The 15,144-nt window shown below is 59.5% G+C and carries 13 protein-coding genes and 1 tRNA gene; 7 read left to right on the top strand and 7 right to left on the bottom strand.

The window, feature by feature from the left end; all coding sequences use genetic code 11:
* The first annotated feature begins 14 nt into the window (after positions 1-14).
* The 7 genes from tolB (at position 15) to nadA (ending at position 5,671) form a co-directional block, all read left to right on the top strand.
* Positions 15-1,295, top strand: a complete 1,281-nt coding sequence (gene tolB / locus ACM1ZW_RS02275) for a Tol-Pal system beta propeller repeat protein TolB (protein ID WP_191623732.1) — start codon at positions 15-17, stop codon at positions 1,293-1,295.
* A 52-nt stretch (positions 1,296-1,347) separates the two neighbouring features.
* Positions 1,348-1,845 (top strand): peptidoglycan-associated lipoprotein Pal, encoded by a 498-nt coding sequence (pal, locus tag ACM1ZW_RS02270; protein ID WP_003178634.1) that lies wholly within the window; start codon positions 1,348-1,350, stop codon positions 1,843-1,845.
* Between the two features lie 6 nt (positions 1,846-1,851).
* The gene (gene ybgF / locus ACM1ZW_RS02265) at positions 1,852-2,691 is read left to right on the top strand and encodes a tol-pal system protein YbgF (protein WP_017340463.1); all 840 of its coding nucleotides are present in this window, start codon (positions 1,852-1,854) and stop codon (positions 2,689-2,691) included.
* Positions 2,692-2,857: 166 nt separating this feature from the next.
* Complete coding sequence (gene queE / locus ACM1ZW_RS02260; protein WP_414877872.1) at positions 2,858-3,505, top strand: 7-carboxy-7-deazaguanine synthase QueE; 648 nt, start codon at positions 2,858-2,860, stop codon at positions 3,503-3,505.
* A 1-nt stretch (position 3,506) separates the two neighbouring features.
* The gene (gene queC / locus ACM1ZW_RS02255; protein ID WP_017340461.1) at positions 3,507-4,199 is read left to right on the top strand and encodes a 7-cyano-7-deazaguanine synthase QueC; all 693 of its coding nucleotides are present in this window, start codon (positions 3,507-3,509) and stop codon (positions 4,197-4,199) included.
* A gap of 63 nt (positions 4,200-4,262) precedes the next feature.
* Positions 4,263-4,338 (top strand) — tRNA-Lys (locus ACM1ZW_RS02250).
* Between the two features lie 274 nt (positions 4,339-4,612).
* On the top strand, positions 4,613-5,671 hold the full coding sequence (gene nadA / locus ACM1ZW_RS02245) for a quinolinate synthase NadA (protein ID WP_416740101.1): 1,059 nt from the start codon (positions 4,613-4,615) through the stop codon (positions 5,669-5,671).
* A 95-nt stretch (positions 5,672-5,766) separates the two neighbouring features.
* Here nadA and ACM1ZW_RS02240 read toward each other — a convergent pair whose 3' ends face one another.
* From ACM1ZW_RS02240 to ACM1ZW_RS02210, 7 genes are all read right to left on the bottom strand, one after another.
* Positions 5,767-6,255: an RDD family protein gene (locus tag ACM1ZW_RS02240; protein ID WP_416740100.1), complete on the bottom strand. Its 489-nt coding sequence runs from the start codon at positions 6,253-6,255 to the stop codon at positions 5,767-5,769.
* A gap of 96 nt (positions 6,256-6,351) precedes the next feature.
* Positions 6,352-6,564, bottom strand: a complete 213-nt coding sequence (locus tag ACM1ZW_RS02235) for a cold-shock protein (protein ID WP_007977299.1) — start codon at positions 6,562-6,564, stop codon at positions 6,352-6,354.
* A 404-nt stretch (positions 6,565-6,968) separates the two neighbouring features.
* A complete protein-coding gene (gene gcvT / locus ACM1ZW_RS02230) occupies positions 6,969-8,093 on the bottom strand; it encodes a glycine cleavage system aminomethyltransferase GcvT (RefSeq protein WP_414877874.1) in 1,125 nt (374 codons plus the stop codon).
* A 42-nt stretch (positions 8,094-8,135) separates the two neighbouring features.
* The gene (locus ACM1ZW_RS02225) at positions 8,136-9,512 is read right to left on the bottom strand and encodes an L-serine ammonia-lyase (RefSeq protein ID WP_017340457.1); all 1,377 of its coding nucleotides are present in this window, start codon (positions 9,510-9,512) and stop codon (positions 8,136-8,138) included.
* Positions 9,513-9,714: 202 nt separating this feature from the next.
* Positions 9,715-12,567 carry an aminomethyl-transferring glycine dehydrogenase gene (gcvP, locus tag ACM1ZW_RS02220; protein WP_416740099.1) on the bottom strand — a complete coding sequence of 951 codons (2,853 nt, stop codon included), beginning with the start codon at positions 12,565-12,567 and terminating at the stop codon, positions 9,715-9,717.
* Between the two features lie 11 nt (positions 12,568-12,578).
* Entirely contained in the window at positions 12,579-12,962 is a 384-nt protein-coding gene (gene gcvH, locus ACM1ZW_RS02215) for a glycine cleavage system protein GcvH (RefSeq protein ID WP_007949423.1), read from the bottom strand.
* Between the two features lie 440 nt (positions 12,963-13,402).
* The gene (locus ACM1ZW_RS02210; RefSeq protein WP_416740098.1) at positions 13,403-14,911 is read right to left on the bottom strand and encodes a sigma-54-dependent transcriptional regulator; all 1,509 of its coding nucleotides are present in this window, start codon (positions 14,909-14,911) and stop codon (positions 13,403-13,405) included.
* Positions 14,912-15,144: the final 233 nt, after the last annotated feature.

Below are 15,144 nucleotides of genomic sequence, written 5' to 3'. Positions count from 1 at the left end.
ACCTTCTTCGAGGAATGCTTGTCGTGATCTGCTGCATGGCAGGGATAGCGGCGGCAGATGAAAAAAACATTCTGGTCACGAGCGGCAGCGATCGGGCAACTCCGATCGCCGTTGTACCGTTCGGCAACCAGGGCGGCAGCGTGCTGCCGGACGACATGGCCGAAATCATCGGTAACGACCTGCGCAACTCGGGTTACTACTCGCCGATTCCAAAGCAGAACATGATCAGCCAGCCGAGCCAGGCCAGCGAAATCATCTACCGTGACTTCAAGGCGCTGGGCGCCCAGTACGTCATGGTCGGCAGCATTGCTCCAGCGGGCGGTCGCCTGCAGGTTCAATATGCTCTGTTCAACGTCGCCACCGAACAGCAAGTGCTGACCGGAAGCGTGTCGGGCAGCGTTGATCAACTGCGCGACATGTCGCACTACATTGCGGACCAGTCGTTCGAAAAACTCACCGGTATCAAAGGTGCGTTCTCGACTCGTCTGCTGTACGTGACTGCGGAGCGTTTCTCCGAGAAGAACACGCGCTACACGCTGCAACGTTCGGATTATGACGGTGCCCGCGCCGTGACCCTGCTGCAGTCGCGCGAGCCGATCCTGTCGCCGCGTTTCGCACCGGATGGCAAGCGCATCGCTTATGTGTCGTTCGAGCAGAAGCGTCCACGTATTTTCATGCAGAACATCGACACCGGTCGCCGTGAGCAGATCACCAACTTCGAAGGCCTGAATGGCGCACCAGCCTGGTCGCCGGATGGCAATCGCCTGGCGTTCGTGCTGTCGAAAGACGGTAACCCGGACATCTATGTGATGAACCTGGGTTCGCGTCAGATCACTCGCGTCACCAACGGTCCCGGCATCAACACCGAACCGTTCTGGGGCAAGGATGGTTCGACCCTGTACTTCACGTCAGACCGTGGCGGCAAGCCACAGATCTACAAGTCCAGCGTTAGCGGCGGCGGTGCGGAGCGTGTGACCTTTATCGGTAACTACAACGCCAACCCGAAGCTTTCGGCTGATGAAAAGACCCTGGTGATGATCCATCGCCAGGATGGTTTCACTAATTTCAAGGTGGCGGCCCAGGATTTGCAGCGCGGAAGCGTAAAAATCCTCACTGATAGCACTCTGGACGAGTCGCCTACTGTTGCGCCCAACGGCACCATGGTAATCTACGCCACCCGCCAGCAGGGCCGGGGAGTCTTGATGCTCGTGTCCATTAATGGACGCGTAAGGCTCCCGCTTCCTACCGCACAAGGCGAAGTCAGAGAACCTTCCTGGTCCCCTTACCTGAACTGACGCGGCGCTACACGTTTTACTTAACACACTGGGGTTCATTAGGAGTTTCACGATGGAAATGCTGAAGTTTGGTAAATTTGCTGCGCTGGCTCTGGCCATGGCTGTAGCTGTAGGTTGCTCGTCCAAAGGCGGCGACAACGCCGGTGAAGGCGCTGTTGATCCAAACGCTGGTTACGGCGCTAACACTGGTGCCGTTGATGGCTCCCTGAGCGAAGAAGCTGCTCTGCGCGCAATCACCACCTTCTACTTCGAATACGACAGCTCGGACCTGAAGCCAGAAGCCATGCGCGCTCTGGACGTTCACGCCAAAGACCTGAAAGCAAACGGCGCTCGCGTTGTTCTGGAAGGCAACACCGACGAACGTGGTACTCGTGAGTACAACATGGCACTGGGCGAGCGTCGTGCGAAAGCCGTTCAACGCTACCTGGTACTGCAAGGTGTTTCCCCAGCTCAGCTGGAACTGGTTTCCTACGGCGAAGAGCGTCCAGTTGCTACCGGCAACGACGAGCAGTCCTGGGCTCAAAACCGTCGCGTCGAACTGCGTAAGTAATTCGTCATGCGAACGTGCCGTCGTGCTGTAACTGTTTTGGCTCTCAGCCTCGCACCGCTTGCGGTGTGGGCTGCGGTTCCTGTGGTCGAGGACAACTCCGGCTATAACAATAGCGGGAGCAGTTATCCGCCTGCGGGTTACGGTACGAACGGCGCCTATGCCGGGGGAGGGGTTTCGGCCCCTGTCTCGGCACAGGGCGAGCTGTTCAACCAACTGCAATCGATGCAGGAGCAGATCTCGCGCCAACAAGGCATCATCGAAGTTCTGCAAAATGATGTAGCGCGCATGAAGCAGGAAAACCTGGAGCGATATCAGGATCTTGATCGGCGCATAGGAACCGGCGTTGCACCAGCCGCGACTCCTGAGAATTCTTCCTCCGGTGGCAATTTGAACGCCCCCGGTGCTGCAGCGGGTGCAGGTGCAGGGGCGGCTGCCGCTCAAGCGCCTGCCGCGGGTAGCGAACCGGCGGATCCGGCGAAGGAAAAACTGTATTACGATGCAGCCTTCGACCTGATCAAGGCCAAGGATTTCGACAAGGCCAGCCAGGCTTTTGCCGCTTTCCTGCGCAAATACCCGAACAGCCAGTACGCGGGTAACGCCCAGTACTGGTTGGGCGAAGTGAACCTGGCCAAAGGCGATCTGCAAGGTGCAGGTCAAGCCTTTGCCAAGGTGTCGCAGTTGTACCCCAAGCACAACAAAGTGCCTGACTCGCTGTACAAGCTGGCTGATGTAGAGCGCCGCCTCGGTCATCCCGACAAGGTCAAAGGCATTCTGCAGCAGGTGGTGTCCCAATATCCGGGCACTTCCGCCGCTCAGCTGGCCCAGCGCGATCTGCAACGCATGTAAGCCCGCTTGACCCATTTCGAAGAAACCCGCGCTTGTCGCGGGTTTTTTCGTTAGAATTCATGCCCTTTTTATGAAACACGCTTTTTGGGATCTGCGCATTGGCGGGGTTCCTTGAAGTGCCTGACGGAGGCGGACAGCCTGTTTAGCTGTTACGCCCGTGGCGACTATGCAAGACACATTGAGAATCACCGAAGTTTTCTACTCGTTGCAGGGTGAAACGCGGACTGCCGGGCTGCCCACTGTTTTTGTGCGCCTGACCGGTTGCCCATTGCGTTGCCAATACTGCGACAGCGCCTATGCGTTCTCTGGCGGCACTGTCCGCACGCTCGACGATATCCTCGAGCAAGTGGCCGGGTTCCGCCCGCGTTATGTGTGTGTCACCGGCGGCGAGCCGCTGGCGCAACCTAACGCCATCCCATTGCTCCAGCAGTTGTGCGACGCCGGTTACGAAGTGTCACTGGAAACCAGTGGTGCGCTGGATATCTCGGCGGTAGATTCACGGGTCAGTCGTGTTGTCGACCTGAAAACCCCGGGTTCGAAGGAAGCGCATCGCAACCTTTACGAGAACATCGAGCTGCTCACGCCCAACGATCAGGTGAAATTTGTCATCTGTTCGCGGGAAGACTACGACTGGGCCGTATCGAAGCTGATTCAGTACGGTCTGGACCGGCGTGCCGGCGAAGTGCTGTTCTCGCCAAGCCACCACGACCTGAATGCTCGGGACCTGGCGGATTGGGTGGTGGCGGACAACCTGCCAGTGCGCCTGCAATTGCAGCTGCATAAATATCTTTGGAATGACGAGCCGGGGCGCTGATATGACTGAACAATTGAACACCACTGAAAAACGTGCGGTCATTTTGCTGTCCGGCGGCCTGGATTCGGCCACTGTCGTGGCTATGGCCCGGGCCGAAGGCTACAGCTGCTACACCATGAGTTTCGACTACGGTCAGCGGTCGCATGCCGAATTGCACGCCGCCGAGCGTGTTGCCCGGGATTTGGGTGTGGTCGAACACAAGGTGATCGGCCTGAATCTGAACGGTATGGGCGGCTCGGCACTCACCGACAGAAGCATCGACATCCCCGAGGAGTTGGGGGAGGGCATACCCGTCACTTATGTACCGGCGCGCAACACGGTGTTCCTGTCGCTGGCGTTGGGTTGGGCTGAAGTGCTCGGTGCGCGTGACATCTTTATCGGTGTCAACGCCGTCGATTATTCCGGCTACCCAGACTGCCGTCCGGAATTCATCGAGTCCTTCGAGCGCATGGCCAATCTGGCGACCAAGGCCGGTGTAGAGGGCAATGGTTTCCGTATCCAGGCGCCACTGCAAAACCTCAGTAAGGCGCAGATCGTCCAGGCGGGCGTTAAACTGGGCGTCAATTACGGGCTGACTGTTTCCTGCTATCAAGCCGACGATAATGGCCGTGCATGCGGTAAATGCGACAGCTGCAGGCTGCGTGCTGAAGGCTTCGCAGCGGCCGGAATCAGCGATCCAACACCTTATTTTTGATTTATTTCAAATTAGGTGTTGAATAGTCCTTAAAAATCAGTATTATACGCGCCACCACACAGCGGGTCGTTAGCTCAGTTGGTAGAGCAGTTGGCTTTTAACCAATTGGTCGTAGGTTCGAATCCCACACGACCCACCATTTTTGTAGCAGTTTTAAAAGTCTGGAAGGCCCACGCAAGTGAGGATTTCCGGATTTTTTTTTGTTCGCGATTTAAGGTCGACCCCGTTCGGGGCTGCACTGCGTGACACAGGTCAGAATCATCTTTTGCATCCACTGGATATTCTGTAGCCTTGCGCAGCTTCAACGCTATCCGTGCCTGATGATTACCCACTCTCCCGGCGGTACCCCTGAAGGGGCCGGAGCCGGGTGTATACTCGACTTTCGCGCGTAAGCGCTTGCAGGTCTTGCGAACATGACGCAGATTTCCGAACGCCTTCTGGTTCAAGCCCACCTCGACGCCAAGCAGCCCAAGCCGCTGACAGCCGAGGAAGAGGCCTATTACCGTGCTACCATTGCCGCCGAGCTCAAGGCTCAGGACGCGGTGCTGGTTGCCCACTTTTATTGTGATCCGGTTATTCAAGCCTTGGCTGAAGAAACCGGTGGCTGTGTCTCCGACTCGCTGGAAATGGCCCGCTTCGGCAATGCTCACCCGGCCAAGACCGTGGTGGTCGCCGGCGTGAAGTTCATGGGCGAAACCGCGAAAATCCTCAACCCTGAAAAACGCGTGCTCATGCCGACCCTGGAAGCGACCTGTTCGCTCGACCTGGGTTGCCCGGTAGACGAGTTTTCGGCGTTCTGCGATCAGCACCCGGAACGTACCGTCGTGGTGTATGCCAATACCTCGGCAGCAGTCAAAGCCCGGGCGGACTGGGTGGTGACGTCTAGCTGTGCGCTGGAAATCGTCGAAAGCCTGATGGACAACGGCGAAACGATTATCTGGGGGCCGGACAAACACCTCGGCACCTACATCCAGCGCAAGACTGGCGCGGACATGTTGCTATGGGACGGTGCCTGCATCGTTCACGAAGAGTTCAAGTCCAAGCAGCTTGAAGACATGAAGGCCCTGTATCCGGACGCGGCGATTCTGGTGCATCCGGAATCGCCGACCTCGGTGATCGAATTGGCGGATGCCGTCGGTTCCACCAGTCAGCTGATTGCTGCGGCACAAAGCCTGCCGAACAAGACGCTGATCGTCGCCACCGACCGTGGCATCTTCTACAAGATGCAGCAGTTGTGCCCGGACAAGGTCTTCATCGAGGCGCCAACGGCGGGTAACGGCGCGGCGTGCCGCAGTTGCGCACATTGCCCGTGGATGGCGATGAATACGCTTGAGCGCGTGCTGAAGAGCTTGAAAGAAGGGACGAACGAGATCTTTGTTGATCCGGCGTTGATTCCTCAGGCAATTCGGCCGTTGAAGCGGATGCTCGACTTCACGCAAGCAGCGCGGATGAAGCTGGCCGGTAACGCTTAAGGGCAAGATCAAAAGATCGCAGCCTTCGGCAGCTCCTACAGGTGAACAAAAAACCGTGTAGGAGCTGCCGCAGGTTGCGATCTTTTTTGTGGCCGTTATTTGGTTTTCTTCGGGATGCGCACCAGCTGGGTGTTGGAGTACATGTCATGCCAGCTGCGTTTCTGTTTATCAAACAGTGACCAGATGAACCCCAGCCCAACGCATAGCAGCGACGCGATCGACACCAAAAACCGCAGCAGTGCCTGCCACAGGCTGATGGATGAGCCGTCGGCGTTCTGTACGCGGATGCACCACACTTGCATGCCCAGGGTCTGGCCGGACCAGGTCCAGAACTTGGCGAAGAAGCCGAACAGCACGAACAACAGCACCGTCGACAACAACGGATCGCCGTCCAGCGCGCCGGCTTCGGTCAGGGTGCGCATTTTGTCTTCGCCGATGATCGCCATCTGGATCATCTTGTAAACGCCGCTGGTGACGATCAGCAGGGCGGTGCACAGCAGGAAGTCATAGAACATCGCTGCCAGGCGACGACCCAGGGTTGCGGCGGGAAAGTCGCCCTGAGGGTTGAGCAAGTGTTTCGACATGGCAGGGCTCTCGACGAAAAAAGAAGCCATTTTACGGATTTACGCGCACAAAAAAGCCCCTGATGTCAGCATCAGGGGCTTTTTCGTAACAGAAGGTTAGGCTTCTGCTTGTACTTCGTCAGCCTGCATGCCTTTTTGGCCTTGCACGGCGATGAAGGTCACTTTCTGGCCTTCTTTCAGGCTCTTGAAGCCGTTGCCCTGAATAGCGCGGAAATGCACGAACAGATCCGGACCGCTTTCTGGAGTGATAAAACCAAAACCTTTCTCGTCGTTAAACCACTTGACGGTACCGCTCTGACGTTGGGACATTTCTTATTTCCTTTGACGCAAAAATTAATGACAGTCTCCTTCTCATGAAAGAGTACTGGTGCTGGTTGCAGGAGAGTAAGAAGACGTCGAACGGGATGTAGCTAACTTGTAGGCTACTGCCCAGGTCACGATTCCAAGCGACCCATGCAAACACAGTGAACAAACTCTACGCCAACTACGGGAGAAAAAACAAGCCCTGTGAAAGGCCCGGTTTTGCTCGCGTTGGTGGCCTTCGAGCGCCAACTAGCGCTGGCTTATGCGAAGGAGGTGTTCAATTGTTTTCGATCGTTATAAGCAAAGTTCATAAACGAAGCTTAGAGCTAAAGGAATGCACTGTTTTATGGCGGTTGCGTTACACATTAGTGCACTGTTAACGCAACCTCGTTACTTATAGAAACAGTCAATCAGCCACGATAGTAGCGTTGTGGAACAAATGGCATTTTGCTTACAAGCAGAGGCACCTTTTTCCCACGAACGATCGCGAACACAGGTGTATCGATGGCGATGTAGGCGCTGTCGAGGTAACCCATGGCCAAGGGGCCGCCCAAGGTCGGACCGAACCCGCCACTGCACACGGTGCCGATGATCTCGCCCGCGTCATTGACGATCTCTGCACCCTCGCGCACGGGCGTGCGTTCCTGAGGCAGCAGGCCTACGCGCTTGCGGCTGACACCGGCTTGTTGCTGGGTAAACACGGTTTCAGCGCCAGGGAAGCCGCCAGCCCGTGCGCCATCGGCACGACGAGGCTTGGAGATGGCCCACAACAGGCTGGCTTCGATTGGGCTGGTCTCGGTGTTCATGTCGTGGCCATAGAGGCACAGGCCCGCTTCCAGGCGCAGTGAATCACGGGCGCCGAGGCCGATGGCTGCGACTTCCGGTTCGGCCAGCAGAGCGCGAGCCAGGGCTTCGGCGTTGGCGGCCGGCACCGAGATTTCGAAACCGTCTTCACCGGTGTAGCCGGAGCGGCTGACAAAGCAGTCCACACCCAGCAATTTCACACGGGTGAACTGCATGAAGGTCATCTTCGCCACTTCAGGCGCCAGGCGTGCGAGCACGGTGACTGCTGCCGGACCTTGCAACGCCAGTAAGGCGCGCTCTTCGAACAGCGGCTCGATGGTGCACTGATCACCGATGTGCTGACGCAGATGCGCCAGGTCCTGATCCTTGCAGGCGGCGTTGACCACCAGGAACAGTTCGTCGTTTCCGAGGTTGGCGACCATCAGGTCGTCGAGGATGCCGCCGGTTTCATTGGTGAACATGGCGTAGCGCTGCATGCCCACCGGCAGGTCGATAATGTCCACTGGCACCAGGGTTTCCAGAGCCTTGGCGGCATTGGCGCCGGTCAGGCGGATCTGACCCATGTGGGAGACATCGAACAGCCCGGCCTGATCACGGGTGTGCTGGTGCTCTTTCATCACGCCCAGCGGGTATTGCACCGGCATGTCGTAGCCGGCAAATGGCACCATGCGGGCGCCGAGTTCGATGTGCAGTGCGTGCAACGGGGTTTTCAACAGTTGTTCGGTGGACATATCCAGCTCCTGAAAATGTGTGCAGATGCGAATGAGCGCGCATCAGCACTCGATAATGTTGACCGCCAAACCGCCACGGGCGGTTTCCTTGTATTTGCTTTTCATGTCGGCGCCGGTCTGGCGCATGGTGCGGATGACTTTGTCGAGGGAGACGAAATGTTGACCGTCGCCGCGCAGGGCCATGCGCACCGCATTGATCGCCTTCACCGAACCCATGGCGTTGCGCTCGATGCAAGGCACTTGTACCAGCCCGCCAATTGGATCGCAGGTCAAGCCGAGGTTGTGTTCCATGCCGATTTCGGCGGCGTTTTCCACTTGTTGCACGGTGCCACCAAGCACTTCGCACAAGGCGCCGGCGGCCATCGAACAGGCCACGCCGACTTCACCCTGACAGCCGACTTCGGCGCCGGAGATCGAGGCGTTCTCTTTGTAGAGAATGCCGATGGCCGCGGCCGTCAGCAGAAAACGGACGACGCCATCTTCGTTGGCGCCGGGGATGAAGCGCATGTAGTAATGCAAAACGGCCGGGACGATACCCGCTGCGCCGTTGGTGGGCGCGGTGACCACACGCCCGCCGTTGGCGTTTTCTTCGTTGACCGCCAGGGCGTACAGGTTGACCCAGTCCAGCACCGACAGTGGATCGCGCAACGACGATTCCGGGTTCTTGCACAGTTGCCGATGCAGTGCTGCCGCTCGACGTTTAACCTTCAAACCGCCCGGCAGGATGCCTTCGTTCCTGCAACCGGCGTCGACGCAATCCTGCATCACTTGCCAGATTTTCAGCAGGCCGGCGCGGGTTTCCGCTTCCGGACGCCAGGCGCTTTCGTTGGTCAGCATCACCTGGCTGATCGACAAGCCATAGGTGGTGCAATGACCGAGCAGGTCCTTGGCGCTTTTGAACGGGAAGGTCAGCGGCGTGGCGTCTTCGACGATGCGGTCGGCGCCGGCGGCGTCTTCATCGACCACGAAACCGCCGCCAACCGAGTAGTACTCGCGGCTGCGGATCTGCAGGCCCGCTGTGTCGAAGGCGCGAAAGATCATGCCGTTGGGGTGATAGGGCAATGGTTTACGGATCATCGCCAGGTGTTCTTTCTCGTTGAACGCAATGCTGTGTTCGCCGAGCAGGTTCAAGCGACCGTTGCCGCGAATCTCTTGCAGACGGGCGGCGACGGTCTCGGTGTTCACGGTGTCCGGGTGTTCACCTTCCAGGCCCAGCAACACAGCCTTGTCGCTGCCGTGTCCTTTGCCGGTAGCGCCGAGCGAGCCGTAGAGCTCGACTTTGACGCAGGTGGTGGCGGTCAGCAGCCCTTCACGGCGCAGACCTTCGGCGAAACGCGCAGCGGCGCGCATCGGGCCGACGGTGTGGGAGCTGGAGGGGCCGATGCCAATCTTGAACAGGTCGAACACGCTTAACGACATGGTTGTTCTCCGGTTTCTTGTTATAGGAATTCACGGAATTTCAGGCTAGGCACGATTCTGTGGGAGCAGGCCTGCCAGCGATGACGGAGTGTCAGACAGCGAAAATGTCGACTGACCCACCGCTATCGCTGGCAGGCCAGCTCCCACAGAGTCTTGCAGTGTTCTCGAAGGTGGGGGCGAGCGAACCCGCCCCCTCATTCGTTTAAGCGTAGCTTTCGATCGACGGGCAAGCGCAAACCAGGTTGCGATCGCCGAAGACGTTGTCGACGCGACCGACCGGCGGCCAGTACTTGCCTTCGATCAGCGATGCGACCGGATACACCGCTTGCTCGCGGCTGTACGGGTGCGTCCACTCGCCAACGATTTCCGCCGCGGTGTGCGGAGCGTTTTTCAGCGGGTTGTCATCCTTGTCCAGCGTGCCGTTTTCCACTGCGCGGATTTCTTCGCGGATACGGATCATGGCGTCGCAGAAGCGGTCCAGTTCTTCCTTGGATTCGCTTTCGGTCGGCTCGATCATCAGTGTGCCAGCCACCGGGAACGACATGGTCGGGGCGTGGAAGCCGAAGTCGATCAGACGCTTGGCGACGTCATCGACGCTGATGCCGCTGCTGTCTTTCAGCGGACGCAGGTCGAGGATGCATTCGTGCGCCACCAGGCCGTTGCTGCCGGTGTACAGCACTGGGTAGTGCTCTTCGAGGCGACGGGAAATGTAGTTGGCATTCAGGATCGCCAGTTGCGAAGCGCGCTTGAGACCCGCGCCGCCCATCATCCGAATGTACATCCAGGTGATCGGCAAAATGCTCGCGCTGCCGAACGGTGCCGCGCAGACCGCGCCTACCTTGCGCTCCATCTGGGCGTGGCCCGGCAGGAACGGCGTCAGGTGCGACTTGACGCCGATCGGGCCAACGCCAGGGCCGCCACCGCCGTGAGGGATGCAGAAGGTTTTGTGCAGGTTCAGGTGGGACACGTCGCCGCCGAACTTGCCCGGTGCGCAGAGGCCGACCATCGCGTTCATGTTGGCGCCGTCGATGTACACCTGGCCGCCGTTGTCATGAATGATGCCGCAGATTTCGCGGATGCCTTCTTCGAACACGCCGTGGGTCGACGGGTAGGTGATCATCAGCGCGGCGAGGTGTTCGCGGTGCTCGATGGCCTTGGCGCGCAGGTCTTCGATGTCGACGTTGCCGCGGGCATCGCACGCGGTCACGACCACACGCATGCCAGCCATGTTGGCGGTGGCCGGGTTGGTGCCGTGGGCGGACGACGGGATCAGGCAGATGTCGCGGCGGTCTTCGCCACGGCTCTGGTGGTAGGCGCGAATCGCCAGCAGACCGGCGTACTCACCTTGCGAACCGGCGTTCGGTTGCAGGGAGATCGAGTCGTAACCGGTGGCGGCGCAGAGCATCGCTTCCAGTTCATCGGTCAGTTGCTGGTAACCGGCACTTTGCTCGGCCGGGGCGAACGGGTGCAGGGCACCGAACTCAGCCCAGGTCACCGGGATCATTTCGCTGGCGGCGTTGAGTTTCATGGTGCACGAACCCAGCGGGATCATGGTGCGATCCAGGGCCAGGTCCTTGTCGGCGAGCTTGCGCAGGTAGCGCATCAGCTCGGTTTCCGAGTGATAACGGTTGAACACCGGGTGGCTGAGGATTGGCGATTGGCGAACCAGAGCGGCCGGGAGGGTGCTGACCACTGCAGCGGCGAGGGCGGCGAAGTCCGGCAGTGCCTTGCCGTCGGCGAACAAGGCCCACAACGTTTCGACGTCAGCTTGCGAAGTGGTCTCGTCGAGGGACAGGCCCAGACGCTCGCCATCGACTACGCGCAGGTTGATCTGCTGCGCACGTGCCTTGTCGTGCAGTTTGGCGGTGTTGGCGCCGGTGTTCAGGGTCAGGGTGTCGAAGAAGCTGGCTTGTTCGACGGTCAGGCCCAGTGCGCCCAAGCCTTTGGCGAGGATCGCGGTCAGGTGATGAATGCGGTTGGCAATCTGCGTCAGGCCTTTCGGGCCGTGATACACGGCGTACATGCTGGCGATGTTGGCCAGCAGGACTTGGGCGGTGCAGATGTTCGAGGTGGCCTTCTCGCGGCGGATATGTTGCTCGCGGGTCTGCATCGCCAGACGCAGGGCCGGCTTGCCGAAACGGTCCACGGAGACACCGACCAGACGGCCCGGCATGTCACGCTTGAACGCATCCTTGGTGGAGAAGTAAGCGGCGTGCGGGCCACCGAAGCCCAGCGGCACGCCGAAGCGTTGTGCGCTGCCGATGGCCACGTCAGCGCCGAATTCGCCCGGTGGGGTCAACACGGTCAGGGCCAGCAGGTCAGCAGCCACCGCTACCAGAGCATTGGCGGCGTGGAAGCGTTCGGTCAGTTCACGGTAATCAAACACGTCACCGTTGCTCGCCGGGTATTGCAGCAGCGCGCCGAAGAACGGCGTTACGTCTGCCAGTTCAAGCTCGTCGCCGACGACGACGTCGATGCCCAGCGGCTCGGCACGGGTGCGCAGCACGTCGAGGGTTTGCGGGTGGCAATGAACCGATGCGAAGAACGCGTGGCTGCCTTTGTTCTTGCTCAGGCGTTTGCAGAAGGTCATGGCTTCGGCAGCGGCGGTGGCTTCATCCAGCAGCGAGGCGTTGGCGATCGGCAGGCCGGTCAGGTCGCTGATCAGGGTCTGGAAGTTCAGCAGCGCTTCGAGACGGCCCTGGGAGATTTCTGGCTGGTACGGGGTGTACGCGGTGTACCAGGCCGGGTTTTCCAGCAGGTTGCGCAGGATCGGCGACGGCGTGTGCGTGCCGTAGTAGCCCTGGCCGATGTAAGTCTTGAACAGTTGGTTTTTGGCGGCGATGCCTTTGATCAACGCCAGGGCGTCGGCTTCGCTCAGGCCGTCGTCCATGCCGAGGACGCTGGTGCCTTTGATGCTTTCCGGAATGACGCTGGCGCTCAGGGCTTCCAGCGAATCGAAGCCGAGGCTGTTGAGCATGGCTTGCTCATCGCCGGAACGCGGGCCGATGTGGCGCGCGATGAATTCGTTGGCGGTCGTAAGGTTTACTTGAGTCATGTCAGCGCTCCTCAGGCTTCGGCGTTGGCTTTGATCAGACGGTCGTAGGCGTCCTGATCCAGCAGTTTGGCGACAGCCGATGCGTCGGTTGGCTGGAAGCGGAAGAACCAGCCTTCGCCCAGCGGATCTTCGTTGACCAGTTCAGGGCTGCTGTCCAGCGCCGGGTTCACTTCCAACACTTCACCGTCCAGTGGCATGTACACGCCGCTGGCGGCTTTTACCGATTCCACGGTGGCGGCTTCTGCGCCTTTGTCGTAGGACTGCAGCTCAGGCAGTTGTACGAAAACCACGTCGCCCAGGGCATTCTGCGCGAAAGCCGTGATGCCGACGGTGACAGTGCCGTCAGCTTCGGTGCGCAGCCATTCGTGATCTTCAGTAAAACGCAACTCGCTCATGGAAACTCCTAGGGGGCCAGACTCGTCTGGTGGACGCGATTGAATGCTTGGGCAACAGCCCTTCTTTATACGTGGCTACTAAGCAAGATCGCGGCCAATGTTAATAAGTCCTTATAAATCAGTGTCTTGAGTATTTATGAAGTGCGAGCGAATGGAATGACTGTAGCGAAATCGCTACAGCCGGAAGCGAAGAAAAAAGCGTAATGGGATCAAAGCCTTGTACAGCGCTGATTAGAAAGAGCTGTATCGATATCGTTCCGCTGTAGCGCTTTCAGTACAGGTGGAGGTCGTATTTGGAGAGGGATTTTCTGTGACAACAGAAAACCTGTGGGAGCCAGCCTGCTGGCGATGAGGCCATGACAGTCGACACCTTTTTGCCTGTTACACCGCAATCGCCAGCAGGCTGGCTCCCACAGGGGGGCTGCGGTGTTTTGGGGACTTCAGGGTTTGTTTGGAATGCCGTACTTGCGCAACCGATGAGCAATCGCGGTGTGGGAAGTTTGCAGGCGGCTGGCCAGTTGCCGGGTCGAGGGGTAGCTGACGTAGAGTTTTTCCAGCAGGGTCTTTTCGAACTCTTCCATTGCCTGCTCCAGGCTGTCGACTTCGCTGTCGCTCTGGCGTGCCACGGAGGTGCCGGCAATGTCGAGGTCGCCGATGTCCACCAGGCTGCTCTCACAAATCGCGGCAGCGCGGAAGATTACGTTCTGCAATTGCCGCACGTTGCCTGGCCAACGGTTGCCCAGCAGCGCCGGGTAGGTACCGGGCGCGAGGCGACACACCGGTCGCTGGATTTGCGCACAGGCCTGCTGCATGAAATAACGGGCCAGCAGCAGGATGTCCTGGCCACGCTCGCGCAGCGGCGGGACTTCGACGTTGAGGACGTTGAGGCGGTAAAACAGGTCTTCACGGAACGTGCCTTCGCTGACCATTTTTTCCAGGTCACGGTGCGTGGCGCTGAGGATCCGCACGTTGACCTTCACCTCACGATCGCCGCCCACGCGGCGGAAGCTGCCGTCGTTCAAAAACCGCAGCAGTTTCGCCTGCAGGTACGGTGACATTTCGCCGATTTCATCGAGAAATACCGTGCCCTGGTTCGCCAGTTCCATCAGTCCCGGTTTACCGCCCCGTTGCGCACCGGTAAAAGCGCCGGGGGCGTAGCCGAACAGTTCGCTTTCGGCGAGGTTCTCCGGCAATGCCGCGCAGTTCAGCGCCAGGAAGGGTGAACTGTGCCGCGCACTGATGGCGTGACAGGCGCGGGCGACGAGTTCTTTGCCGGTGCCGGTTTCGCCCTGGATCAACAGCGGCGCATCAAGGGCTGCCACGCGTTGGGCGCGGGCCTTGAGGGTGCGAATGGCCGGGGATTCGCCCAGCAGCGCGTCAAACCCTTCGGCATGGTCGTGGTGCAGCGCCGAGAGGCGTTCGCCGATGCGGTTCGGTTGATACAGCGTCAGCAACGCGCCGGCATCGGTGATCGGTGTCGCGTCCAGCAGCAGGGTCTGGCCGTTGACGGTGATCTCGCGCAGCGGCAGGCGAAAGCCTTGTTCCAGCAGGGTATCGAGCAGGGCGGGATCGGCAAACAGATCCGCGATGCTTTCACCGGCCGGTTCGCGACCATACAACGCGATCAGCGCCGGGTTGGCCAGCAGCACCTTGCCGTCACTGTCCAGGGCCAGCACCGGGTCGGTCATGGCGGCGAGCAATGCATCGAGTTGCAAGTGCCGCCGTTGCCCCGGAAGGATGTCGACCACCGTCATCGCTTGCACGCCGCGCACGCTGAGCAACGCATCGCGCAGTTCGTCGAGCACCTCCGGACTCAAGGTCGGGGCGTCGATGTAGACGTTGGGCGGGACCATTTCCACCGCATCCAGATTGAGATTACGCCCACCGAGCAGGGCCAGGACTTCCTGGGTAATGCCGACGCGGTCGATGAAGCTGACGTGGATACGCATGGGGCGGTTTTCAATCTGGCAAGCGGAGGGGGCAAGTATGCCTTGGGGCGGGTCTCAGGTGAAATGCACGTGTTCAACCTGCAGGAGCGAGGCTTGCCCGCGAAGAGGCCATCAAGACGGCTAAAAGCTTCGCGGGCAAGCCTCGCTCCTACAGGTCGTGGGGTCGCAGTCTTTCAGTCGGCATCCATAGCGAATGAAAGTCCGTCATCGCGAGCAGGCCCGCTCCCACAAGG

Source organism: Pseudomonas sp. NFX71 (genome assembly GCF_048079215.1).
GTDB lineage: Bacteria > Pseudomonadota > Gammaproteobacteria > Pseudomonadales > Pseudomonadaceae > Aquipseudomonas > Aquipseudomonas fluorescens_B.
Note: the sequence above shows the minus strand (reverse complement) of the source record. Positions and strands in the feature narration are given on the sequence as shown.

Coding starts and splice junctions, on each gene's coding strand:
- queE (WP_414877872.1), top strand. CDS start 2,858: ATGCAAGACACATTGAGAATCACCGAAGTTTTCTACTCGTTGCAGGGT.
- ACM1ZW_RS02235 (WP_007977299.1), bottom strand. CDS start 6,564: ATGTCCCAACGTCAGAGCGGTACCGTCAAGTGGTTTAACGACGAGAAA.
- ACM1ZW_RS02240 (WP_416740100.1), bottom strand. CDS start 6,255: ATGTCGAAACACTTGCTCAACCCTCAGGGCGACTTTCCCGCCGCAACC.
- gcvT (WP_414877874.1), bottom strand. CDS start 8,093: ATGTCCACCGAACAACTGTTGAAAACCCCGTTGCACGCACTGCACATC.
- tolB (WP_191623732.1), top strand. CDS start 15: ATGCTTGTCGTGATCTGCTGCATGGCAGGGATAGCGGCGGCAGATGAA.
- queC (WP_017340461.1), top strand. CDS start 3,507: ATGACTGAACAATTGAACACCACTGAAAAACGTGCGGTCATTTTGCTG.
- ACM1ZW_RS02210 (WP_416740098.1), bottom strand. CDS start 14,911: ATGCGTATCCACGTCAGCTTCATCGACCGCGTCGGCATTACCCAGGAA.
- ybgF (WP_017340463.1), top strand. CDS start 1,852: ATGCGAACGTGCCGTCGTGCTGTAACTGTTTTGGCTCTCAGCCTCGCA.
- ACM1ZW_RS02225 (WP_017340457.1), bottom strand. CDS start 9,512: ATGTCGTTAAGCGTGTTCGACCTGTTCAAGATTGGCATCGGCCCCTCC.
- gcvH (WP_007949423.1), bottom strand. CDS start 12,962: ATGAGCGAGTTGCGTTTTACTGAAGATCACGAATGGCTGCGCACCGAA.
- nadA (WP_416740101.1), top strand. CDS start 4,613: ATGACGCAGATTTCCGAACGCCTTCTGGTTCAAGCCCACCTCGACGCC.
- pal (WP_003178634.1), top strand. CDS start 1,348: ATGGAAATGCTGAAGTTTGGTAAATTTGCTGCGCTGGCTCTGGCCATG.
- gcvP (WP_416740099.1), bottom strand. CDS start 12,567: ATGACTCAAGTAAACCTTACGACCGCCAACGAATTCATCGCGCGCCAC.